At 55.3% G+C, this 23,747-nt stretch carries 15 protein-coding genes and 1 pseudogene; 3 read left to right on the plus strand and 13 right to left on the minus strand.

Annotation, left to right across the window (positions count from 1 at the left end; all coding sequences use genetic code 11):
• Positions 1-27: 27 nt before the first annotated feature.
• From tcuB to B9N88_RS19980, 7 genes are all read right to left on the minus strand, one after another.
• Positions 28-1,185, minus strand: coding sequence for a tricarballylate utilization 4Fe-4S protein TcuB (gene tcuB, locus B9N88_RS19950; protein ID WP_027605744.1), 1,158 nt, complete (start codon positions 1,183-1,185; stop codon positions 28-30).
• Positions 1,172-2,626 (minus strand): FAD-dependent tricarballylate dehydrogenase TcuA, encoded by a 1,455-nt coding sequence (tcuA, locus tag B9N88_RS19955; protein WP_027605745.1) that lies wholly within the window; start codon positions 2,624-2,626, stop codon positions 1,172-1,174. Before tcuA ends, tcuB begins: the two co-directional genes overlap by 14 nt.
• 123 nt (positions 2,627-2,749) lie before the next feature.
• Complete coding sequence (locus B9N88_RS19960) at positions 2,750-3,700, minus strand: LysR family transcriptional regulator (RefSeq protein ID WP_027605746.1); 951 nt, start codon at positions 3,698-3,700, stop codon at positions 2,750-2,752.
• Positions 3,701-4,293: 593 nt separating this feature from the next.
• Entirely contained in the window at positions 4,294-5,835 is a 1,542-nt protein-coding gene (locus tag B9N88_RS19965; RefSeq protein WP_027605747.1) for a hypothetical protein, read from the minus strand.
• A 232-nt stretch (positions 5,836-6,067) separates the two neighbouring features.
• Positions 6,068-7,558, minus strand: a complete 1,491-nt coding sequence (locus B9N88_RS19970; protein ID WP_027605748.1) for a hypothetical protein — start codon at positions 7,556-7,558, stop codon at positions 6,068-6,070.
• Positions 7,555-9,231, minus strand: coding sequence for a hypothetical protein (locus B9N88_RS19975; protein ID WP_027605749.1), 1,677 nt, complete (start codon positions 9,229-9,231; stop codon positions 7,555-7,557). Before B9N88_RS19975 ends, B9N88_RS19970 begins: the two co-directional genes overlap by 4 nt.
• A 619-nt stretch (positions 9,232-9,850) precedes the next feature.
• Positions 9,851-10,723: a helix-turn-helix transcriptional regulator gene (locus B9N88_RS19980; RefSeq protein WP_027605750.1), complete on the minus strand. Its 873-nt coding sequence runs from the start codon at positions 10,721-10,723 to the stop codon at positions 9,851-9,853.
• A 117-nt stretch (positions 10,724-10,840) separates the two neighbouring features.
• On the opposite strand from B9N88_RS19980, the gene B9N88_RS19985 reads away from it, so the two are divergent.
• Positions 10,841-11,098, plus strand: a complete 258-nt coding sequence (locus tag B9N88_RS19985; protein ID WP_027605751.1) for a hypothetical protein — start codon at positions 10,841-10,843, stop codon at positions 11,096-11,098.
• A gap of 600 nt (positions 11,099-11,698) precedes the next feature.
• Here B9N88_RS19985 and B9N88_RS19990 read toward each other — a convergent pair.
• Positions 11,699-12,055, minus strand: coding sequence for a type II toxin-antitoxin system RelE/ParE family toxin (locus B9N88_RS19990; RefSeq protein ID WP_027605752.1), 357 nt, complete (start codon positions 12,053-12,055; stop codon positions 11,699-11,701).
• 2 nt (positions 12,056-12,057) lie between these two features.
• On the minus strand, positions 12,058-12,348 hold the full coding sequence (locus B9N88_RS19995) for a type II toxin-antitoxin system ParD family antitoxin (RefSeq protein WP_027605753.1): 291 nt from the start codon (positions 12,346-12,348) through the stop codon (positions 12,058-12,060).
• Between the two features lie 106 nt (positions 12,349-12,454).
• Here B9N88_RS19995 and B9N88_RS20000 point away from each other — a divergent pair.
• A pseudogene (locus tag B9N88_RS20000) lies at positions 12,455-12,646 on the plus strand (IS5/IS1182 family transposase); the annotation flags it as partial.
• Between the two features lie 118 nt (positions 12,647-12,764).
• On the opposite strand, the gene B9N88_RS20005 reads toward B9N88_RS20000, so the two are convergent.
• The 4 genes from B9N88_RS20005 to B9N88_RS20020 all read right to left on the minus strand — a co-directional run bounded on the left by B9N88_RS20005 (position 12,765) and on the right by B9N88_RS20020 (position 22,609).
• A complete protein-coding gene (locus B9N88_RS20005) occupies positions 12,765-16,301 on the minus strand; it encodes an NACHT domain-containing protein (RefSeq protein WP_027605755.1) in 3,537 nt (1,178 codons plus the stop codon).
• Between the two features lie 105 nt (positions 16,302-16,406).
• A complete protein-coding gene (locus B9N88_RS20010) occupies positions 16,407-17,294 on the minus strand; it encodes a hypothetical protein (protein ID WP_051429350.1) in 888 nt (295 codons plus the stop codon).
• On the minus strand, positions 17,291-18,553 hold the full coding sequence (locus B9N88_RS20015) for an AAA family ATPase (RefSeq protein ID WP_051429351.1): 1,263 nt from the start codon (positions 18,551-18,553) through the stop codon (positions 17,291-17,293). The genes B9N88_RS20010 and B9N88_RS20015 overlap by 4 nt, the downstream gene beginning before the upstream one ends.
• Positions 18,554-18,802: 249 nt before the next feature.
• Positions 18,803-22,609 carry a hypothetical protein gene (locus B9N88_RS20020; RefSeq protein ID WP_027605756.1) on the minus strand — a complete coding sequence of 1,269 codons (3,807 nt, stop codon included), beginning with the start codon at positions 22,607-22,609 and terminating at the stop codon, positions 18,803-18,805.
• A gap of 900 nt (positions 22,610-23,509) precedes the next feature.
• On the opposite strand from B9N88_RS20020, the gene B9N88_RS20030 reads away from it, so the two are divergent.
• Positions 23,510-23,674: an AAA family ATPase gene (locus B9N88_RS20030; protein WP_256221200.1), complete on the plus strand. Its 165-nt coding sequence runs from the start codon at positions 23,510-23,512 to the stop codon at positions 23,672-23,674.
• Positions 23,675-23,747: the final 73 nt, after the last annotated feature.

Raw genomic sequence — 23,747 nt, forward strand, 5'->3', positions numbered from 1 at the left:
AACGGGTTCTAATCGTGAAGGCCGGATTCAATCGCTCCCGGCGTTGATAGGATTTGGTTGGCGTTTCTCGATTGAGAACTTAAGCAACGCCGCACATCGAAAAATCCCATGGGCGAATTTGCTGTAAGGCATCGTCAGGAAGAAGGCCATAACGAATCCTAAGTGGATCGCCAGCAGCAGCGGCATGGCTGAAAACTCCCGCCAGGCCAGCAAAGCCAGACCGCTAAGGCTGACCAGAAACAGCAGGGCTATGAAACCACGATCCATGGGCCTTTGGTTCGCATCGCCATGTTCGGGATCACGCCGGAAGTTCAACCATAACAAGCCTGCAGGACCCACCAACAACCCAATGCCGCCTAGTACGCCGAGAATCACTGGAAGGCTGAAGAGAGGGTAGGGGGCGGACCAGTTGAGAAAGTAGTGGAAAAGCGTGGCCACACAAGTGGCTGCAAAGCACAACAGGAAGCCATAGAACGTGAAGTGGTGGAAGCGACGTCGCCAGAGCGTGAATTTGTCATCGGCGTTGTTGCACCCCTCACCATGACCGCCGTCCAGGTACTTGAGCTTAGCGACATTGGCTGTTGCCTCGATGGCTGCCGATGCCTTCAGGGAAGTAGGAACTTGGGCGGGTGACACATTTTTCCAGAAACGCCTCACGCCAATCCCTAACGCCAATATGGAGAAACCAAACACGGCGCCAAACATCAATGCAAGGGTGTTATGAGGGAAAATGCCGTAGAAATTACCGCCCGGCATTTCACGGAACAGGTTGCCCATGATGGCCAGCGTCAGACACAAAAACAGCGCCAGGCCAATACCCGAGGCTACAGCGAGGGTCAGCCCATTACGCTGATAAAGCTGGCCAAATGGTCTAGGCCACGCGTATTCCCCATAGGTATCGACCCTCACCTTGGCCATGGCTTTGGGAACATTGACCGCAAACTCGTGCGGGGCTGCGTACTGACAAGAATGCAAGCATGCGCCGCAGTTGTGACACAAGTTGGCCAAGTAATGGATGTCTGCTTGCCCAAACGCCAGGCGGCGCGTCATGGCTGGAAAAACTGCGCAAAACCCTTCGCAATAACGGCACGAGTTGCAAATGGTCATTTGTCGCTGAACTTCAGTCTCATCGACATTTAGAACCGGAATCAACGGGTTGGCAGTTTTGGGATCATAAAGCTGCATATCGAGATCCCCCTGTCTCTGATTTGGAAGCAATGTCTGCGCTGGCTGCGGCTTGGACCCCGGCAACGCGACCGAAAGCAGTGCCGATGGCCATGCCAATCCCGGCTGTGTAACCTTTTCCCAGTACGTTCCCAGCCATCATCTCCCCTGCGACGAACAAGTTGGGGCTAGGCTTGCCGTTGAAATGAACGGCAGAGGTTTCGTCAGTCGCCAGTCCCAAGTATGTGAACGTAACTCCCGGCTTGAGCGGATATGCATAGAAAGGGGGGTTAACTAGAGGGCGCGCCCAGTGGGTCTTCGCAGGGGTTAGGCCCTCAGTGTGGCAGTCATCGAGCGCGGTATGATCGAATGTCCCTGCCTGGCATGCCTGATTGAAATCTTCCACCGTCTTAACGAAGGTCTCGACGGGCAGGTTCAGTTTCCGGGCAAGCTCTGCCAGTGTGTTAGCGGTGGTGCCTGGAAACACAGGTGGCATGAATCTGCCTATAGCTTGCTGGTCGATGATTGAATACGCTTGCTGACCGGGCTGCCCTGCGACCAGTCGACCCCAGATGGCATAACGTTTGGGCCAGAAATCCTCGCCTTCATCGTAGAAGCGCTCACCTTCCCGATTGACTACGACCCCAAGAGACACACAGTCGATACGGGTGCATATCCCTCCATCGTAGAGAGGAGCCCGCGCATCAATCGCAACCATGTGGGCTTGAGTCGGGTCACCGATGACATCCGCGCCCAGCGCTATCATGCGTTTAAGTAGCACTCCGGTATTGAAACGCGTGCCGCGAATCAAAAAGTTATCGGAGGGCCATTCACCCCGTTCGTTCTGGCCCCAGGCTTCTCGCAACCATTCACGGTTGGATTCAAAACCGCCAGCAGCGAGCACACAGGACTTGGCCTCGATCCGTTCAGCCGGCAGATGCTCGTCATCCACCACGCGTTCAGGGAGATGTGCAGCAATGAACTTTCCGTCCTTGAGCTCGATATCGGTGACCTGGGCGTTATAGCGAATCTGAACGCCTATTCGCTCAGCGCTTCGGAAATAAGCATTGACCAAGGCTTTGCCACCGCCCATGAAAAAGGCATTTGTCCTTGCAACATGGAGCGCGCCGGAGAGCGGCGCCTGGAAGTGAACGCCGTGGGAGCGCATCCAGTCTCGGCAGTTGGAAGATGCAAGGATCGTGATTCGGGCAAGTTTTTCATTCGTGATCCCGCCGGTGACCTTCAGCAAATCCTGCCAGTACTCTTCCTCCGGGTAGGCGTCTACTAAAACGTCTTGCGGCGCATCATGCATACACCGAAGGTTACGTGTGTGCTGCGAATTGCCACCCCGCCAAATCTTGGGCGAGCCTTCCAGAAGCATGACGCTCGCACCAGCCTCCCGCGCCATCAGCGCAGCGCATAAGGCGGCATTACCCCCTCCGATGACTAACACATCAATCATTGTTATTTTCCTCGACTCGACTCTACAACCGGCTGGAGCACGGTGCTCCTTGTGAGTGAGCGAAGCTTAATGCGAGGTCTGGGTGGTCGAAAGAACGTGCTAGCGGCAGGGCCTTTACTTTTACTAAAGGCCTACCCGATGGAGAGCCTCTGGCGGTTGAAGGCTTGCCCCCGGCCAAAGGTGCATATTCACTAGCTCACGGCTGACCTCAAGAAGAACGACGCGCGTGGCTAACGCAGCAGGGGACAGCTCGTCGTCCGAAAGGCTGGCTAGGAAGTTGCGGCGCCCCACATGGTCGTCAGAGATTTCGACCATGCGAAGTTCTGCATCCCCTAAGCGAGCGGCGGCGGCACCAGGCTGTATTGTCGCTGCATGTCCAGCTTTGACTGCTTGCATCAGCGTCGCTAGCCCATCGATCTCCATCACGATGTGAGGAACGGTTTCACTGCGCTCAAACGCCATGATTATGCTAGTGCGTAATCCGTGCTGTGCACTCGGCATAACCAACGGTACATGCCCGAGTTGATCAATTTGCACGGTATCGCCTTCAGGGATATCAAGCAGAGTCGGGACTGCTATGACAAACAGCTTTTCGTCGAGCAACGGAGTGACGTGCCATCGCCTTCCGGCATCGGCTTGGAACACAACCGCCAGATCTAACTGCCGAGCGTTAAGCTGGCTCGCGAGATGGCCAGATAACATCTCCACTAAGTGCAGCTGAATGTCAGGGTAGCGGGTGCGCATGCGCTCGATCAGAGGCAACGCCAGAACGCTGGCCGTAGTGGGTGGCAGGCCCACACTGACGTATCCGCTCATGCGACCTCGCTGAGCGGCATCTACCGCATTACCTATCTGCCTTACCGCAAGTTGCGCATGGTGAAGAAACGCCATGCCGGCGCTGGTCGGTGTCACGCCAGTGGTCGTGCGATTGAGTAACCGAGTACTCAGTTCATTTTCCAGCTTACTGACTTGCTGGCTTAAGGCAGAAACCCCCAGGCCAAGCTCAGCAGCAGCCCGGCTCAAGCTTCTGTGTTCGGCAATCTTAAGAAAGTATTGAAGCTGTCTGAGCTCCATCAGGAGAGTTCCTTCGATAGGTCGTTTTGCTGCTCGACCTGGGTTAGGTTGAACGTCCTTTCGCGGGGCTGATGGACGATTGAGGCTTGGTTAGGACAGCGTTTTATTCACGTGTACAGGCTTTGTGAATCGTCGGCGTAACCTGGCGTTAAAGGCTCTCAGGATCGCCAAAAAACATTTTGACTTGGCTCTAGCTCGGTAGTTTCAGTTTAAAAAAATCCTAATATGCCCCCAATTTTGGCCCCACTCAGAAGCCTTACATGAGCGATCACGAATGGCGATTCCTGACGAAATCCAGAATGGCTCTGGATGGCTCTGGATGGCCTTCGGTGTACGTCCAAACTGGGTAGGGTAGGGGACTGGAACACCCAGACGTTCTCCCTCGGTGACCTGGAATCAAAGCAGGTTATGTGCAGCCCAGTTCTTGTCCGGCCCGCCTAACGCAAAGCGGCCGGTGCGATTTTCTACCTGCCTGTGTAGCTTGGCACTGCGATAAACATGGCTCAGTTGGCAGCATCTCTGTATTCGCACCTAGCAGACGGCGGGCTTGACCCCCCCCCCGTCTGCCCGCTTCAACCCTGGAAGACCGCTACTTACAACCCTTCAATAAACATCTCTTGAACTTGATCGGCACATTCAAACGCAGCCTCAATTGCTTTTTGATTCGCCCGCGTAATCTCCCCCAGCACGTCGCGTAGCGCATCCAGGCCGTCATCAAGACTACCTGCCTCCATCACACTTCTAAGCGCTTGCACATAGCACTCTTGCCCAGGATACATATCGATACCGGCCCGCTCGGTCTGCCCGAACACGCGGTAAATCAACCGTCCCTGAATCATCATGTACGCTACTTGTAGTTCCAGGCTGCTCCACAACTCGCCACTGCTTCGGAGCGCGAACACAGTCGCCAGGGTTTGTGCCAGCAGGTATTGCCCCAGCATCTCTGCACGGTCTGAGCTCTGATGCTCTTGTAGGCGAGCGCTCACCAGCAAGAATGTGGCGAAGCAGCAGTCAGTCAGTGCCGTAATGAGCTCTCGACCTTGTGGATTGTCCAGGCGCATACGGCTGACGGCATCGTTGATGACATCGTCGTATATCGCAGACAGAACGTTGTCTAGCAGGTGAGGTAGCTGTGGTTCGCCCCCGCCAACCGAGCGCTGCTGCTGGTTGCCCAACGCCACAACCAGCTCTTTGAGCATGTTGGTCATCACCAGCACTTCGTTCTCTGAAAGCTGATCGAAGTACTGGAAATCGTAGTCGTTGATGTAGAGATTCTTCGCCTCGCAGCGAATGCTGCGAATCTCGCTGATCGGGAATTGCTCGAGTTTGCGAAGTGTCCCCTTGGCCCACACTGCCTGAGCGGTCACCACCAAGAAGTCCTTGGCAGTCTGCAGGAAGGTGTTATCGACGATCATCAGGATGTCGTATGGCTTGATCTGCCCAGCCGATATCTCGATGACCTTCTCGACCTTGTACACCTTGATCGAGGGTGCCACCTGGATCTGGTGGGACAACCTGTGTCGCTTGGCCACTGCATTGAGGATCTGCAGCTGATCTTGCTGATAGCTGCCTTCGAACGCGGGCTTGCGGATAGGCTCAGGCTCAGGTTGCGGTGGCCGAGGAGGAATAACAGCTGCAGGCGGGGCGCTGACAGGCTCTTCGCGTACAACTGGCGCCTGGCCGGTAGCAGGCTGCCCAATGGGCGCCTCGACTGCATGCCCCACCGGCTCGGCAGGTTCCTGCAACTGCTCCGCTAACTTCTCCAGCAGTTGCAGCAGAGCCTCGGGCTTCATGCTCGAACCGGCCATGCCGAACGCGCAGCCATTACCCAAGAACAGTTCAGAGCCTTTTGTGGCCCGACCCTGAGTCGTGGCTTTGAACTCTTCCCACGGCATATGAGTTTTAGCCGAGGTGGTAGTCCAGTCGTTTTTCCAGAACAGGCCATGTGAGGTAAACGCCAGGCCGTTCTTGGCTGAACCGAAAACCGTCGAATCAACGATGGCGAACACTTTCGCGGAAGAGGGCATGCCATACGACGCGGCGGCGTTATCGGCCTTCTTGCGTGGAATGTCTGGGGCAACGTAAAGACCTTCGGAATGGAAATTCTGCAAAACACCAAGTACTTTTTTTTCCATGACTGCTCTCACTGGATCAACTGCGTTCGCATTCGTTGCGCACGGATTTCACTACGCGCCAGAGGGAAGGGCCGCGGGCGTGAATTTGATAACTATCAGAGTTCTGAGTTGTGGCTGTATGGTGCTTCCGTCTGCTTGCGGCGCATTGGGTGGCCTGCGATAAGGCGGCCGTACGGGCGGCAGTCCGGCGGTCTCTCCTTCATATCTGCCAAGCTTTAAATCTTTGAATCTGTCACGCGCTCGCCACTAGCCGCTCGTACTCAGCGTCCAGGTAGGTATCGACGGCCTTGATGTCGAGCCTTCCGTCCTGGTACCAGGAGTTGAGTTCCTTGAGTGCCAGTGTGCCGAAGCGCGCCCAGGCAATGAGGTTTGAGCGCAACATGAACTGGATCATGTCGCCGCCCGAGCGAATCGCCGCATCGGCGCCATCTACCACGCAAAGGGTGCCGTGTGCCATTAGCAGCATCCGCTGAAGTTCGGGATTAGTGGCCGATGGAATGCACTCAGCCCATTCCTTCTCGTGATAGAAGCGCTGCTTCACGACCCACATCACTCGGGTCAACATTTCGCTAAGCATCACCGGAATAGCCATTGCCAGTCCGTGACGCAGGTCGTAGCCCTTTTCGAACACCTGGACGGCGATCGTGGCGAAGGTTTGCCGATGCTGTCCAAACTCGCCGAGGTTGATGAACTGCAGTAGCGAGTAAAAAGGAATCGGAATACCCGACCCTCGCGTTTTTGCGCCAGAGGAGCCGGCCACATCCGAGAACAGGTGCCCCAGCCAATTCATGCAGCCGCAGAACAGCTTAGCCACCAGGTTCGAGCCCTTGAGCTCGAACGTTTCGGTATCGACACTGATGATTCGGCCGCCATCGACGAAATGTGCGCTACTGGTGAACTGATCCAGTATCGAAAAGAACAACCCGACTAGGTCCGGCGAATGCGCCAGGCTCTTGATGTGGTGGTTGCGCGTGCTCATCTTGAATAGGCCGCCGACATCGCCGCCGTGACGATGGTCGTAGTTGACCTTGTACTTCCTTTCCAGGAAACCAATGGCGCTGGTTACCGGGTCACTGCCTTTGTTAGGGCCTTGCCAGCCGTTCCAGGCAGCGAACCTCCGCACCGCGTTATCGGTCATCTCGTCAGTAAAGTGGGTGAGCGCTCCCTGACCTGGGAGGCCGACGAACAGAACGTCCACCAGGCCGCCGATCAGGCCGCAGGTGCCGGCGATCATGTAGTCGTATTTGTCGCACTGGGCGCCCTTGTACGAGAACTCATCGCGGATGCGTCTTTCCAGCGCAATACGTTGGCTTGCGCTCATCAGGTCGCGGAACGGATCGTGGCCAAACTCGATCCGCCATCGCTGGGCATAGGCAGTGACCTGGTCGAGATAGCCATTCCAGTCGCTCTTGCCTTTCATGTCGATGAAGTCGAGGTTTGGCAGCGGCGTGCCGACGCTCACGATGTTTTCTTGTACGGCATAACTACTCTCGACAAGCAGCGCATCGTCGTCATCCACCTCGAAAATCACCTGGTTCCCTTCGAGCAGTGTTTCAGCTTCGAGCATCAACAGTTCGAGATGCTGGCGGCTCTGTGCCTGCGTGACCTGCAGGCTTTGCAGTGCACCATTGACCAGTCCTACGTGGTTTAGCGCGGTGTTCAACTGGTGCTTTTGCACCAGCATCGCCTGGGCCTGTTCAGTCGACGCATTCTTAATGCTCATGAGAACAGACCGAGCAGCTTGCCCTTAGCCTTGTCTGCCATGTCGGCGGCGCCGCCGACAAGTACATCGCTGACGTTGAAATAACCGACCGCTTCAAAGGCTCGGGCAAGGTTCTCCAGCGCCTTCGGCGAAACGCCTGGTTTGATTGCGAGCTTGAGCGTCTCGAACTGCTGGCCGTCCTTCTCCTGGGAGAATGAACGTTCTTCGTAGAACGACCTGATGAAGTCGAACAGCTCTGCCTTAGTAGGCTCCTTGGTGAGCGTCTTGAGCTTGGCGTCGTCGAGGAAACGAGCGCAGCGCAGTTTGGTCGCGCTGCTCTGGGTCGCTTCGCACTTGTTGGTCAGCACGGTACCGGCGCCGGTCATCTGCCCCATCATGGCGGTAAGGCGCTGGATCATCTGGCCTTGCTCGCCATGCTCGGCCAGGGCCTGGCTCAGCCGATCGGTAATGTGGTTGAGGTCCTGCATCAGCAGCGAAATGGTCGCCTGGGTCTGCTTGATGACCTCGACCAGCATCAGCTCGCGTCGCTTCGAGCGCGTGAGCTCGTCCGCGCCCGTCAGTTTGCGCACGCCTGCGTAGGCGCCCACACCGAGCAGCACGGCGACACCGATCCCCGTGGTCATGCCCGACAGGCCGAGTATGCCGCCCATGCCCAGCGTGGCGAGGCCGGACGTCAGCCCGGCCGCAGACATGCCTACCACCGAACCCGAGAGATACACTGCGGCCAGTGGGGTGCCGACAGCCGCGGCCTTCGCCGAAAGCAGCTTCAGCGCGCTGACAATTTGGTCATCGGTGACATCGTCCTTCAGCATGCTGTGGTCGTTACGGATGGCCGCGACGGCGAGGTCGATCTCGTCATCGGTGACCTGCAAGAGCGCACGGTTTCTTTGTAGGAAGCCAAAGGTCTCCAGCGAGCCGCCGCCGGTGGAGAAGTGCAGGTTGATCAAGTCTTTGGTCAGAGAAATGTGCAGCGGCCTAATCTGCCCCCGTGGGCAATGGCTGTCCAGCTCCGCAAGCAGTGCATCGAGCGCTGCCGCCTGGTTGAAACCGGTCATGTAGGCGCGCACAGTGAAGCGCGACTCGGGTTCCAGGTCCAGCCGCGTCATCAACAGCAAGATCTCCGCGAACTCTTTTTCATCGATGACCGAGTCGTTGTCGTAGGCCATGTTCACGATGACTTTGAGGTAAGCCACTTTGACTGCTTCTTCCATCTCCTCGAGAGGGATGAGCTGTTTTTCGTCCTGGAACTCGGTGAAGTTTTCGATAACGCCCTGCAGCACGGATGCGAGTGCTGCGTAGTCGCAATCACTCAGGTCCTTGATGACCAGTTGGCTATTATCCTTACGCTCGAAGATCAGGGTGTGCTCGAGCTTGTCCATGCTTCCGGTGTGCACCTGGGTGTACTTGGCGCTGCGGATATCTTCGTAGGGGAAGTGGATCGGGTCGGCGAATCCGGAGCGGTAGATCACTTGCTCGCCAGTGAACAGCAGACCGTCCTTGCCAGTACCGAACAGGGTGTTGTCGAACAATGCCACGACGTTTCCTGGCAGCCCGTTGTATGCGAAGGCCTTAAGTGCGTTGTTCAGCTTTTTTTCATCGATCCCCGGAGCAACGGAAACATTCTTGGAAGAGATAGAGCGGAGGTTTTCGCGAAGATAGGCGCTAACACTCATGGAAGGTCCTTTTCTAGGTTAAGCGAGTCGCGACATGCTAACTCGGATGGTGGCGCAATGCCATTTTGACTTTAGGCGATAGCGGCTACACACAAGCAGTTCATGACTGAGCCTTTTCGCGTGCCGAAAGGGCGCGTTTTAACTCCGAATATTCGCGGTGCAACTCGTAGCCCTTCTTGATCACCACCACGAGCCCAATGGTTGCCAGGAGATTTTTCATGGTGCGTTCCTTTCGGGTAATTTGACTTTTTGGGTCTGGCGCAGCGACCTGAGTCGATGAGGTCAACCGTGTCAGATAGGGGCAAGATATGTAGGATTTCAGGGCGTATCTAGAGTGTTTACATGCACAGGTAAAAAATCCATGCAGGTTCGGGGGGCGAATTCATGGATGAACACCTGGCATAGTTGGAAAGGGGCTTGCAGTTCGAGAGGAGGACGTTCGAATCCGGGGCTCGGAGGGATGGACGCTTGGCCCCTGGGCCACTGCAAGTGAAGCTTTTGCAAGTGAATCAATGGGCGTTGAAGTGCACGCACATCCCAAGCACCTTGGGTGCGTCGCAAACTTTACATATGTCTGCACACTGGCCACGATTCAACGCCATCTCTCCTGTAACAGGGCTTATACATAGAGCCAAGGGGTCAACGCCTCCAGGTTCTTCACCACGATCTGTTGCGCCGGGGCCTTGGGCTCAAGCTTTTTCGGATCGATCTGGTAGCGCTGCAGTACGTAACCCACGAGCGCACACCGCGTCGGGATGACCAGTTCGCCATCGTCCATACCGAAGTCGACTTCGATGATCGCCTTCTGGTCAGGTTTCAGCCGCGAATCCGGCTCGATTATCACATCGATGAGGGTGTTCCATTCCTCGTCATCGCCGATCAGGTTCTCGCTCGTTCGCTCGAACTCCGGCTCCCCACGGAATCTGCTCAACACGAAATCCCGATACTTGCGGTTCTTCTCGCAGTAGGCCCGTACATGCCAGCGCATGCCTGTGTAGATCAAGGTATGCGGCGAGATCAGTCGCGTCTCCGGAACTGGGTTGGCTAACGACACGTATTCAATGGCAATCACCTCGCCATTGCGGCATGCCTTGAGCAGTGGCCTCAGTACCTCTGGGCGTATTGTGCGGTTCGGCACCTCCAGCACCTTGGTGTGTGCATAGGCGAGTGCCAGCCCCTCCACATGCGGTGCCCGCGAGTGGGTCTGGTTCAACAGTTGCAGATAGGCATTGGCACTGTCGTCGATGAACAGCGGCTTGAAGTGCTTGCTCGGCACATAGCCCTTCAGTTGTTTGTCATATGTAAGATTCTTAGGCGCATGCTCGGTGATGTAGGTGTTGATGTCCTTGGATGCTTGCTGGCGACTGATGCCGAAGCTCTGCATCAGATGGCCCGTGGTCAGGCGGCCCTCCCACCAGGCCACGGTCTCGATCAAGCGATAGCGAAGTGCCAGGTCCCAGCGAACCTGATTGATCTGCTGAGTGCGTTTCATGGGCCGTCCATGTGCGTGATTTGTTTACCTGTACAAGTCTACAATCTATACGTGTAAAAAATCACTACATATCCTTTGGCTGTCTTTGGAACAAATGACCTAGCGAAAGGATTGAGCATGACTAAGACGGATGTGATTTCGACAGCGGCGCTGGTGATGATGGTGGCGATTGCTGTGCTGCTGTTGGCCCACTACTTGAAACTGCAGAAGGTGTGGACGTTGGTCGTCAATTGCCGTGCGAGCCTGCGTTGGGCGCGGATTCATGAGACAGAGAACAAGGAGCTACGTTCGGCGCTTCGAGCGGAGAGGGAGCACGTAGATCAGTTGCTGAGGAAGGTGGCTCTACTGCATGCGGTAGAGCCGGAGGGCAAATGACCGCGGTGTGTGGGAAGAACAAAGGGTGACATTTCTAGAAGGGAACTGTTGGACCTCAGGCTGGGGGCATCCTTTTCAAACCATCCAAAGTATGCCCTCAGATGTGCCCCCAATGTAGCCATCCACTGGTAGTGAATGGAGCTCCATGGTTTGTCGAAAGGCAAAAATGATCAGATAAATAGCCTGCCCGACGTCGCCTAAAGGCTCTCAGGATCGCCAAAAAACATTTTGACTTGGCTCTAGAATAGTGTTTTCAGGTCGATAACGCTTTTGTTTGCCCCCATTTTTGCCCCCATTCGCACCGAGTATGCGAGTGATCGCGAATGGCGATCTCCGACGGGCTCCAGTATGGCAATGGCTGGCATTCAGTGCGCCTCCGTATACTGGATGAGCAACCCGTATCTGGCAAATCCTTGGTTGTTCGGAAGAGGGTATGGGTAATGAGTCGATATCCAAGCGGATAGTCCGGTCAGACCCAGAACCCACCACTTCAATTGACGGCCGAGTCGGCCGGCAGCGAGGACGCTCGGATTGCAATGTGGAGGCGGCGCCTTACCTTCGCTATTCCTGGCCTGTAAGGCCGTTGGGTCAGGTCGCTGATCAGTCGTTCGGCATGTGTAACTGCACTTCCATGGCGTCATGAAGGAGTCTGACGACCTCGATCACGTCGTCGTTTGCCACACGATAGAACACGATATGGCGTGGGCTTTTGACCGTTCCATGGGTTTGTTTGGCCTGTTGGCGTGAATAGATGAGGTGATAGCTGCGAAGGCCAGGTGCAAGCTCATCGCGGTCGTGGCTGCCAATGCGATAAGGCATGTCGGCAAGCGCTTGCAGTGCCGCGAGGATCAGCGCCTGGTAGCGCTGGCGTGCTTGATCGCCGAACTGCGTCTGGGAGAGCCTAAGGATGCCGACAATGTCGGCGCGCGCCGGGTTGGAAATCCGATACTGCGGCATGCTCAGTGTTTCTCTCTCGCGGGGAGGGTTGCCTCCAGGCTCAAGCCCTCGAGGTAGTGCTCCAGATCCCCTTCGTTCACCTGAGTAAAGCGCCCGTGCTCAAGATCCATGATGCCGATCGAGGTCGCCTGACGCAGTGCCTCAATTTTGGCGGTGTCTTCGGCGACGCGTTGTTCCAATAGCCGCAAACCTTCTCGCATCACTTCGCTGGCATTCTGATACCGGCCAGACTGCACTAGGTCCTGGATAACCTGTTCCTGGTGAGGGGTGAGTACAACGTTTCTCGTTGCCATAATGAGCTCCAGCTTTCGGTAAACAGTTTCTTCCGATTATTGGCATATTATGCCATTTTGCTTGCGAGCACATGGTTTGAGGTTTGGATCTGACGAACGGCGTCGTATGGAAAGACGCAGATCCATCGTGGATCACCCGTTTGGCAATCTCAAACAATGGCTATTTGGGAACGGACGGTTCTTGCTACGGCAACTCGAAGGGACGAGAGCCGAAATAGCCCTGGCCGTGACCGCATACAACCTCAAGCGGGCGATCAGTGTACTGGGCACCAAGAAAATGATGCAGTTGATGGGCTGAAGAGCCTTTTTTAAGCAAAGAAACAAACGCCCCGAACAAGTCGGGGCGTTTGTTCTAGAGACTATCAGTGTGTTTTCACACAGTCTGTTCGGGTCCTTTTTTCGATGTTGCAAATCTCTCAAGTCCCCGCAACTACGCTTGCCTTCTCACAGAGTTCGCCCAGTACAAAGGCAATTTCGCTAGGAATAAAAGCAGACTGCTTCATATCAACTGCTTGCCAATGGGCCCGGGCACGGGCAAGCGGGGCCATCTCAAGCGTGTTTCCAGCCTCGATCCACTGCTGCAGAAGACCCGCTGCGGCCAATGCGCTAGCCTCGTGGCTGGACGTCAAACATTGCGTGGCCAGCCGCAGGAGCGTGGTGGAGTCCTGACCCAGATCGGCACCTGTCAATGACTCGAACAAACCGCTGACGTTACCGTATGGGTCTTTTTCAAGACGTTTGATCATCATCGAAGTCGCCTGGGTGGGGGCGTGTTGGTGTAACAGGGCGATCGTGCAATCCAGAGACAAGCCTGTCGCCTGCTCCAGCAGTTCAGTCAGCTCGCCCTCATCCATGGGGATGTACAGCAGGGCCTGAGCGGCGAGAGAAACCACCCAGTTGGAGTCATGGAAGAGCGCACGCTTGATGTTCGACCTGTCTATCAGGCGTTTTTCAAGGCTTTCCCAGTCAGGAGGCGGTACATCTACGCTGGGCAAGAGCTCGAACGGGGTATGTTCCGGGTTGGCGTCCAGGCAAGCCATGAAAGCCTTTGCTTCATGGACCAGTGCCGTTGCATCAAGCGGGGCAATCCTGGCTATCACCTGCATGAGAGACGACACGGTTGTGAGGTCCGGTCTCGACATCCAGTTGAACAGGTCGGAGACGGGGCATTTATCGAATCCGGACACTCGCAGCAGGCCAGCGTAATTCGGGAAACTCTGTCGCGGCCTTGAGTCGCAAGGGGGGAGGCCATTTGAAATAGCTTCGGCAATCAAGTAGGTGGCTATGCGCGAAGCGTCTCGCCAGCCCGGGCCCAGCGGTGTGAGTGTTACGTGCGGGGTCGCTTTATCCTCTTCCACCAACCAGGGATTCTTGACATCCAGCCCCTGCGCTTGAAGGTACTCAACCATCTGGAGCCTGAAACCGACGGTCATCAGGCCTGTGTCTTCGAGTTCGACTTCTGCAAAATGCTGGAGGTGCTCCAGGGGTTGGGCTTTCAGTGCTGCCATGGCAATGCGTTCCAGCAACTCCAGGTCGCTCAGGTCGTCTTTCTGCAGAATGCGCTGGGGGGCAGGTATAGCGTTTCGATGGGGCAGTAGCCCCCAAAACACGGAGGTCAGCGCAGACGCGTCATAATCCGGCGCAGTGCAATGAACGATCACGCCCCAGGCCATCAGCCTGAGTTGAGGGTCCTCTGCCGTGAGCCGGGCCGCGGCTTGGGGGGCGACGAGGCTGGCATCCCTGATGGCCAGGTCCGAAAGCGCCACGGCGATGCTGAATCTTTCCTTGTCGCCCTTCTCCATGACATCGAACGCATACTGCACTAGGTCCTGGGCGCAGGAGCGGGACACCGTGATTCCGCCTCTGCCCAGCAGGGCCAGCGCGGCCTGAAGTTGTGTAGAGGCGCCGTTCTGGTGCAGTGATCTGCGAAGCGCGATCAGCTTGTCGGCCAGGCCTAGCCAGGTGGCGAAGACAATGGTTTCTCGCCAGGCGCTGCCTTCCAGCAAGTCCACGGTCAAATGTTGCGGGCATTCGACCAGGAAACATGCCGCAGAAAACTCGGCGAACGTCTTGTGGGTAAAGGTCAGCAATGTGTCCGAGGCGTGGCTGATCGGTTCGATCAGGCCCACCTGTTCCCAGTGAGCCAATGCTTCACGCACCTGTTGCCGGGCGGCGAACCGCGGCTTGTCAATCAATGGCGAAAGGGCGTCTGCACAGGTTTGGATCAACTGCTCGAATGTGAGCAGTGGTTCGCGAATCAACTCCCAGCCAGTCATGTGCAGAACGAATGAAGCTGTATCGATTTCCCGCTCTGGCTTGCCTTTCGGGAGTGCGTTGAACAAATCGATCAGGTGGCTGTATAGCTGCGGGTGCGTCGCGGGTAGCACCTGGTCTCGCTGAATCAGGGAGGCCGCCATGCCTAGCAGCAGTGGGCTTGCCACGATGGCCTTGTGCGCCGAGGTACGTTCCAGTTCCTTCCTGGCGATCTGTTCGTAGTCGGTTTGCGCCGACGCCATCGGATCGACGGCCCGCAGCAGACGAGCAAGGTTGGCAGCCCCGCGGTCACTGGCCGGTGGCAGCAGCCGATAATGGACCCACCCCTCCAGCTCCACCGTGTCATAACCAATGGGCCGGGTGGTCACGACCATGCGCACCTGGGGGTGGCCGGCCGCGAAGCGGGCCAGCTGCCGGGCCACATCTTCCTGAGCCTTGCCGCATTCATCCAGCGCATCGAGCAGAATGATCCAGTTGGACGGAGCAGTTTTCAGGAGCTCGGTTGGGGTGACGCCTGAGCCATCAAGGGCAATGCCCATCAAGGCATCGCTGAGCGTCGCACCCTGTTGCATGGTAGTTGCGATGGCCTTGAGTGATGCGCTCAGGACAATGTAGCCATCGAGCGCATACTGGTGCGCCAACTCGACCATCATCGTGGACTTGCCCAGCCCAGGGCCGGCAACGACCACGGCAAGCTTCCTGAAACGTCCGATCCAAGTCGAATCGAAGTGCTTCAGGTCAAATGTGTATTGCTCGGTCGTATGGTAGCGAGCCAATGCTGCCAGGGCGTCCGTGGCATCCTCGGCTTCGAAAGCAATGGCTTTGACTTTCATCGCAAGCAGGTGCTCAAGGGGGATTCTGCGGCGAGTGCCGGCGATTGCGAAATGCGCGTTGGTCGAAACGACCCAGCGGGTCAACCGGCCCATGGTAGCGGAAGGAAAATCGCCCTGGGCGATCAGGATATCCTGGCTTGCGAGTAAGCGCATCAGTTCGCGCAGGTCCCAGCGCCCGCCATGTTGCATCAGGTTTGCGGCGTGCTGGAACAGCACAGACCAGGCCTTTTGGACATCCTGCTCGTTGGCGCAGACATCGAGCAGGAGCTTTTTGGCGAGTTTGATATCGGCATTCTGGGCATCGAGCCCATGGACGATGTGGATCCTCAAGCGGTGGCAGGCCTGATCGGGGGCAATGTTTAGGGCTCTCAGGCGATTGAGCCATTGCTGGCCGATGGCGCTGAGTTTGTCGGTGCGGCCCTGGCCGAGTTTCTTGACATCCGCAGCCAGCTTGAGCCGAATCGGTTCGCTGGAATCCGGCGCCACGGCAAGTACGCCAAAATGAAGTTCGCCACGATGGATGGCACTGGCCATGGCCTCCAGCGAGGCCCATAGCTTCGGCCCACACTTTAGGCCTTTCTTGACCTGGATCTCGATGACCTGGTTGTTCTCCAGCTCTATGCGAATGTCATCTCCGGGCCCCTCGCTTTCCGCCCAGAGGGCATGGGGCCGATCCTTGACCACACCCTCCAGCCAGCCCAGCGGGGTACCTCTGAGAATGTACGCCGCTACGATGGCTGTCACGGTGGCCTGGTAGTTGACACCACCGGCAGTGGCCTTGCCACCTCCGGTTTTCTTGGCGGCAACGCTGCCGGATGTTTTATGCGTGTTGCCTTTGCCTGACATCCTTGACCTGCAGTTGTCACGTGAGGGGAGCACTGCCATGACGGGGCAGCAGCAATTAAGGGGGGAAGCATGCCACCCTGGAACGCTTATGGGTAGTCACGCCGTTCAGGCTTGCGGCAGCGGTGTACCCAACTCGCTCAACATATATACCCGGCACTGTTCGAAAACCTGCCTGGCCATTGTGGCATCGCTTGTCCACAGCCGTTTGAAGGCCCGCAGACAGTTGGCGTGCGGCAGGTTTGGCGAGTCGATCCTGGCAATCAGATCAAGGTCTGAAGCGCTGGCCTGGCCTTGTTGCTGTGCCAGCAGCGCAGGGCCGAACACTGTGATCATGCGCGCCCGGTCACGGTGCAATTGCTCACGCGCATTCAGCCCGAAGAAGTCGATGATGATTTGTCCGCGCAACCTGTCCGGGCCTGCTGCCTGTGTCGGAACGGCTACCGTTGCCTCGAAGGTAATGAGCGCTTCAGGGTCTTCTGCCTGGGTACCCAGCGGGTAACAAAGGTAGGGCCGCTCGGTGGTCAGGTCCGCGACGGATGACTCGACCGCTCCTCTTGCTCCTGCAATCGGGAAGTAGTTCGACTTGAAGATAGAGTTGCACACCTTGCAGGAAGCGGCGTAGTTCAGAGGGTCATAGGCAAGCCAGAAGTAACCCTGTTCGCTGGCGTCGCCCATCGCCACGGTGTAGTTCAAAGCAGAATGCCGCTGCGGGTTGGGCCAGGCCAGAACGTTGGATTTTGGCCGAAAATGCTCGAGGTCAAATTCAATCGTGCCGTATAGCGGGCTTTCGAATTGCCGCTCGCAGAACACGCATTTGTTGAGCTGCAGCTTCATGAACACGGGTTTCACCGTGCTCCAGATAGCCGCTGTTTCGGCGTAATGGCCTTGCGCGAACAGCTTGAGCTTGCGTTTTTGGGCTTTGCCGGCCCACTTGGGGTCGACAGCGGCAATCTCGGTCGTCAGTTCTGCCAGCTCGACGGCATACCTGATCATTGCTTGCCCTCTCCCTTGGCACTGGCAGGCAGTGGCGCCGGGTGCGTGAGCCGTGCAAGGAAATCGATGGCAGCCGTCGTATCACCGTTTGCGGCTTTCTCGAACAGTTGCTCATCTTCAGCCTTGAAGGCATCTGGCCGGGTCGTCTGCAACCCGAAGTAGGCGGACAAAAGTAGCTGTTCCATGCTTTTGCCGAACACATGTTCCTCAAGTTGCTTGATGGTCGCAGTGCCGTCATCGGCCGTATCAGTGATGAAGATGTTCTCGCGCTTGACGGTGCTGGCGACCAGTGGGCTGTGCGAGGTGAAGACGAACTGCAGTTGGGGGAAGGTGGTTGCCAGCGTGGGCACGACACTGCGTTGCCATTCGGGATGCAGGTGAAGGTCGATCTCGTCCACCAGTACCATGCCGGGCACTTCATCGATGCGCCGGTTTTCGGGTGTCACGTCGCACAAGTGGCTCAGCAGGTCGCTGACCCAGCCGATAAAGGCCTTGTAGCCATCGGAAAGGGCGGTAAAGGGGGTAGGGGTGCCGTCGAAGAGGAATAGGTACTGCTCGTCTTCGTCATCGCGCTCCCCGGTGAGCCGGATGTTGCCCGGCAATACACGGTTAAGCAGTTCGATGACCGACTTAAAGCGCTGAGGTCCCCGATGCTGCAGGCGTGAAAGCCACAGGTGAAGCGGGCGCAGCGTCAATTGATCTTCGAACAACCCGGCGATTCGCTGGTAGCGCAAACCTCGCGAACGTCGCGCGCTGCTTGCGGAATAGTCGCCGGTCTCGACCCGTCTTGTAGCGCCGTAGCCGACCACGAAGAAGGCGGGTGAGTAATCATCCTCAAGCAACCGGCTGATCGGAGAGTCTGGCGTGCTTTCAAGATGAAGCCGGTCCAGGCTCCCCTTTCCACGTGTTTCAAGACGAGCCAGCAGTTCCAGCTTCTTGCGCCTGGATTCAGGAAAGGCCTCATCGCGTGTGATGACGGCTTCAATCTTCAGGAGGCATTGCGCAACACTGGGAGCGTCGGGTTTTGCGCGCCGAACCAGGCGATAGGGCACAAACCCCGACTCCAGCAGTGCAGGGGTCAGAGTGGCAATGGCCAGGGCGCGCAACACCGAGGATTTGCCACCGCCGTTGTCACCGAGTATCAGATTGACGTTTTTCAGCTCAGGCACGCTTTTGCCAACACGACTCGGATACTGCAGATCAAGCACTGCCTTGCCGTAGCATTTGAAGTCATAGATGTGCAGGGATTTGGCGTACAAAGCCGTACCTCATGGATGAGTGCGTGGTAGGCATACAGTGTACGTCGCAATCAGGGCAACTTCAGCCCCTTTAGCATCTGCCTGGTGCCGGCCTGATCCGCTTTGGAGGCCACCGGCTGCCCATTGATCACCGTTACCACCGCGTACCCCTGCGCAAGCTGGTAGGCATCCGCAGTTCGAGTCTCGTTTCCATTCTTTAATTCAGTTCAGGCAGCTCTGTGATGGAGTTCTCATTCCAAATCCTTCAAATCAACCCTCATCACTGTCCATGGGGGGTTTGAGATGTAACAAGTGGTGGTAGATGTTCACATCACTCTGATTGATTTTACGTGTTTCCTTATAGTATCTGGCGTTAAAGCTATTTCCCTGTGTGGTTATGAGTTGTAATCCGCTTTTGTAATCATCGTCAAAGTCTCTGTAGTCGCATTTCTCAACATGTTTAACATAGGATTCGCACAGCCGTGAGAAGTTTTCCGTAGCTACATAGATCACTACAAACACCGTACTCATACCCATGGAGTTATATCTGCCGATCTTGTTCAGGTGCTCATCAATTTGCGTAGTGTCGATGTAGTTCCCAAGCCTAAAACCTTCAAATAGGAAAACCGGGTTTCCCCTTCCATCCCGTACCCAACCATCAGTCTCGCCGACACCCTTACCGCTGCCTGAGCGCCCAGTACGTGACTGATCCGGCATCGTCCAATTAAGAAAACTCATGCGTTGACATACGAGCGATACAAACCAGTCGTTAATCATGTCTTCCTCATCGAGCATGATCGTGCTCGCGGACGCTGGAGCCAATTTTTTGCGCTGGAGATTTCCATTACGTTTCAGTAACTCCCGACCCACATGCTCTACCAATTCGAACAGGTACTCATCAATATTTGTTGTGGCATTCATAAATATTTGACTTTGATCGTATGCGTTCATGTCCTTGATTGTAAGCCATGCAAGACGCAGCTTGTCATGAGAGGAGTCAATCTCAGCATTGAGGATTGGCTGAGGCTTAGATAGGCCCACGGTGCCGGTGCTCCTGAGGCTATTCTCAATGGCAGCGATTTTCTCTTCTACATCGAGTGGGAAAGATCGATGAGAAATACGTATCTGTTGGAGATAAGACAGTGCTTCTTCGGCGCTTCTCATACGCTTGAGATACTCTGCCCTCAGTGGAGCTAATTCATAGGCCTTCTGCTGCTGGGGCGATGCCACATTCCAGAATCGTTTGAAATCGTCGAAATGTTCCGTTTCCAAGCAGAGCTGAAGAATGTAATTTAGCTCAACATCGCTGAGTTTGGCGGCGAGATCCGTCTTGAAAGTTGTTTGATAGGTGTCCAGCCAGCGCTTTAAATAAAACTCAAGCGGTTCGGGTCGAGCAATGTCAGTGGGCCAAGAGAGCGCTACTTTGATCAAACCCGTCGCGTTCTGTAATGTTTGTTCTACATCGAGCACACTGCTGAACATCTCCAGTGCTTTGGCATGATCCACAAACATTGTAAGGGAAGCAATCAGGTATCGCTTGAAGCTTTGAACTTCATTCGTGATCTGTTGTTCTTCGCTGGATATTTTATACAAGCATAGTCTATTGATTTTTTCCTGGTCTGGCAGCTTCTTGTTGTCAAATATATCTTTAAGGTCTAGTTTGGCAGATATTTCAGCAGTCTTGTTTTTAAAAGTTTTGTGAGAGTATTTCCTTACGTAGTCTAGATATTCCCTGGCAATTTTCATTTGACCATTGTTAGCGGCTTTCAGGATGATGTCGAAGGCTTCGGGGGTCCAGTTGGTTGCCGCTTCTTCTAGATTACGCTCAGCTAACAGTCCTACTACAAGTTTCTTGTTCTCATATGCAGTAGTGCGCTCTAGCATTATAAATAGCGCTCTTAAGGGGGCCTCCCTTCGCCGCAAAATTGCAATTAGCTCTTGAAATTCTATCGGAGTAAAATTGTTGGCTACATTGCAAACTGTTGGCCATAGTTTTATAGGGCTGTAGTCCGAGTTATCATGCAAATAATCGAAAATTCCAGATTGCCACTCTGAATAGAAGCCAAAGCGTTCGATAATACCCATGAGCTTACTTGCAAAAATGCGCTTCTCCACTGCGTGCTCTGGAGTGTATTCAGTTTGCGTGAAAAGTTTCAGTAGCAATCGGGTGTGCATGCGAGCAGCGAATACGGTGTCTCTTTTTTCTTTGGCGGGGTCACCTGAATCGATCGCAGGTTGATCATCAAGAGCACTGATCCAGCGTTCGCGCTGCTCGGCTAATGCGTTTATATAGACGCTGAGCCATTCAAGCTCATCAAATGCGAGCGGGTCATCAACCGCATTTGTGTCACCATTCAGGCGGTCATACAGCAGTCCTAGGTAGCTATCGATCAATGCCCCGCATGCATCAAGTGCATGGCTACTCGAATTATGGTGTGACTTGGATGAGGCCAAATCCCAGTCAAGGCACCAGAATAAAATCAGCCACCCTCCGAGGGGTAGATATCGGTCCCCTATACGAGCCTTCTGAAGGTGTTCGTGCGCACGATTGATGAGTATTTGGCGGTGATCCTCTATGAGGTACCTAACTTGTCTTGAATCATCCAAGTACCTCACGGTGCTTATGGTCTTTTGGAGGCTAGGCAGGCGAGTGTCTGCTATTAACTTGTGACGAGAGTTGTAGTTGATCTCGTGGTTGGCGAACCAAGCGATCATTTCGCAAAGCTGATCTATAGCTTCGGGTAGGGCTGGTAGGCGAACATACTGCTCGTAGCTGTTGTAAAATATTTCAAGAGCTTGAGTCCATACTAAGTCACCCCAGTTCTTCTCATAAGAGGCATATTCTGATATGGGGCGCATGTTCCGCTCTATATTTTCATAAACACCGATCAAGCCAAATTGGTTTGTCTTCGGGTTCGAGAGTAAGAAGCAAAGATAGGGAGGGTGATAGATATCACTGAACAGGGCTCCGACCAATTTAGGGGAGCGATGGGCTAAGTCGATTAGTTTTCGGGTGAGAGGGAAGCTGTCTCTGGGGGAGTAAAGGTTATGCTCGCGCTGGAGGATTAAGTGAACTAAGTGCTCGCTAATGCCTCCGATCCCTTGGAATCGATAATGCGTTACATCTTTCCACCATTTTGCACCCTCTATGAGCGTGGTGGGGGGGCTGCTCGCTAGATTGTAGATCATGCTTTCAAGCTGAGAGAAATCAAGAGCCTCACAATAGGATTCCGCTTCTTGGCTCACTTCGTCAGGTTGTCCCGGTCTTTTCCGCACCACTAGAGGAGATGGCTTCTTGATGATGTTGTTAACACGATTGTGACTGATAGCGACATTGGCTGCGCAGTCTGCCCAGCTATCAAATAGTGTCTTATCTGCAGCGATATAGTTGAAGGCGCAGTCAAGGTACTGTTTAACGTCGATATCTAGATCGAAATCGATTTGGAAGATAGCAATACTGCCAGCGGCCAGTCGCATCCTGGTGATGTAATTGGAAAAAGCGGTATCTGGGTCTACTGAGCCGTCTATCAGTCGTTTCCATAGGAAAGTGCCTACGCCTTTAAGGTCTTCGCGCTTTACCTTCAGCCGATAACCTTCGGCTCGGGATTCAAAGGTATCGCGCAGGAAGGCCAGGTCGATCGAGGTAACGTCTTCTTGGCAAAGTCTTAACTGCGGGGGTTCCCAGACATCGTTGAGGTACCGCAGCTCGTACAGAAGGGTGTGTGCATCTAGCTGATGCCGCAGCTTTGGCGGCATGTCGGGGGTCGAGGGCACTTTGGGCTGTACGGCCAGATAGTCATCCGGGAATGCAATAACGCGGGCCTGTTCAAGCTCCGAGACGTCCACCGGGTAGGCTAGACAAAACTCTGCACCTGCCACTGTTGGCCAGGAATCTCGCCCCTCTAGCAGGGCTGTCACGTTGTCTCGGTTTAGAGGTCTCGGGTAGATATGCGCAGCGTGAATGTAATGAGCGATCCGCTCGTGAAGGGAGTTTGGAGAGGCCACACGCGAAGGGTGCGTGTCTTTGTAGAGCGCCAGTTTTCTCTCCAGATCTTTGATCAGATCATACGAACTCATGTTCTTCCGAAATCCTTGGTGGGTCGCTCACTGCGTCGACGCCTGTGCTGGTAGCTTACTGAACGGTCATGGTTTTTTCGATAACGCGAACACCATCATTCGCCCGGCTAGTTGAGCGGGACGCGATTTGGTTCAGGAGATTATCCTTGCGTGTGTTTTACGAAGGCTTTGACGCTGTTACGCAGAATGCCTTGGCAGTCGTCAGCTTGGCCGTTACCGGGTTAACGCATGGACGGCAAGGCCTCACTCAGTTTTGAGGTGCGCGAGCTCGGCGCCAGGCCGGGCCTTTCTCGGAACACTCGATTGCGTTATATACGGTCGGGAATATGCCCCACAGGGACGGGCGATCCCAAGCGCCGCATCCAGGCAACGCACAACGAACTTGGTACCGCCTGGGTTAAAACCGTGAAAAGCGGCTTTTCGGGCTTCGATTTCAGCTTCAGCCTCCGCCGTACTAGGGGCGCCAGCTCGGGGCTGATGAGCTCGACGAGGGTCTGACTGCGGATTCCACGCTATCCGGACTCTCAGCCCACGAGCATCTAGATATTCATTCTACGTTCATCCGGACAGGAATTCGGAGCGTACTGACGCAGGTTGACATTGTTACTCTGAAGTGATCGCCGTCTTCAGTTTCGTCATGCGTTTGCGCATCGATTCGCTCTGTAGCTCGATGCGATAAGCGTTATGTGGCAGCCGGTCGATGATGGCATCGCCTAGGGGGCGCGCGCCGATCAGCGCACTGATCGATTCTGGGTCAGCGCGCCGTCAGCCACTGGGTCAATTCGACGTCAGTTTACCTTGCGCCAGCTTGGAGCAATTGAGGCAGCATCCATCACGTATCCGTTATTGCACGCTTCAGCTCAATAGGATTTGATCTGCAAAACAAGGATGGAGCCTTTTATGTACCTCGCTGAGCTGACGATCAAAAATTTCCGCAAACTGCGTGACGCCAAGCTGAAATTTCAGCCGGGACTGAACGTGTTGGTAGGCCCAAACAATTTGGGCAAAAGCGCCGTATCGGACCATGGCAGCGACCAAGGCTGCCTACCTCGTAGCAGGTTCTGAGCTGTTCCTGAGTAACTATCAGTATTGGCCAGGGGGTGACGATCGCCCGATCTCGGTCAAGGAATTAGAGGTA

This window comes from Pseudomonas sp. LAMO17WK12:I1, assembly GCF_900177315.1.
GTDB classification, from domain to species: Bacteria; Pseudomonadota; Gammaproteobacteria; order Pseudomonadales; family Pseudomonadaceae; genus Aquipseudomonas; species Aquipseudomonas marginalis.

Bases quoted from the DNA above. Each gene is read 5' to 3' on its own strand.
- tcuB (WP_027605744.1), bottom strand. From the start codon at position 1,185: ATGCAGCTTTATGATCCCAAAACTGCCAACCCGTTGATTCCGGTTCTA.
- tcuA (WP_027605745.1), bottom strand. From the start codon at position 2,626: ATGATTGATGTGTTAGTCATCGGAGGGGGTAATGCCGCCTTATGCGCT.
- B9N88_RS19960 (WP_027605746.1), bottom strand. From the start codon at position 3,700: ATGGAGCTCAGACAGCTTCAATACTTTCTTAAGATTGCCGAACACAGA.
- B9N88_RS19965 (WP_027605747.1), bottom strand. From the start codon at position 5,835: ATGGAAAAAAAAGTACTTGGTGTTTTGCAGAATTTCCATTCCGAAGGT.
- B9N88_RS19970 (WP_027605748.1), bottom strand. From the start codon at position 7,558: ATGAGCATTAAGAATGCGTCGACTGAACAGGCCCAGGCGATGCTGGTG.
- B9N88_RS19975 (WP_027605749.1), bottom strand. From the start codon at position 9,231: ATGAGTGTTAGCGCCTATCTTCGCGAAAACCTCCGCTCTATCTCTTCC.
- B9N88_RS19980 (WP_027605750.1), bottom strand. From the start codon at position 10,723: ATGAAACGCACTCAGCAGATCAATCAGGTTCGCTGGGACCTGGCACTT.
- B9N88_RS19985 (WP_027605751.1), top strand. From the start codon at position 10,841: ATGACTAAGACGGATGTGATTTCGACAGCGGCGCTGGTGATGATGGTG.
- B9N88_RS19990 (WP_027605752.1), bottom strand. From the start codon at position 12,055: ATGCCGCAGTATCGGATTTCCAACCCGGCGCGCGCCGACATTGTCGGC.
- B9N88_RS19995 (WP_027605753.1), bottom strand. From the start codon at position 12,348: ATGGCAACGAGAAACGTTGTACTCACCCCTCACCAGGAACAGGTTATC.
- B9N88_RS20005 (WP_027605755.1), bottom strand. From the start codon at position 16,301: ATGTCAGGCAAAGGCAACACGCATAAAACATCCGGCAGCGTTGCCGCC.
- B9N88_RS20010 (WP_051429350.1), bottom strand. From the start codon at position 17,294: ATGATCAGGTATGCCGTCGAGCTGGCAGAACTGACGACCGAGATTGCC.
- B9N88_RS20020 (WP_027605756.1), bottom strand. From the start codon at position 22,609: ATGAGTTCGTATGATCTGATCAAAGATCTGGAGAGAAAACTGGCGCTC.
- B9N88_RS20030 (WP_256221200.1), top strand. From the start codon at position 23,510: ATGTACCTCGCTGAGCTGACGATCAAAAATTTCCGCAAACTGCGTGAC.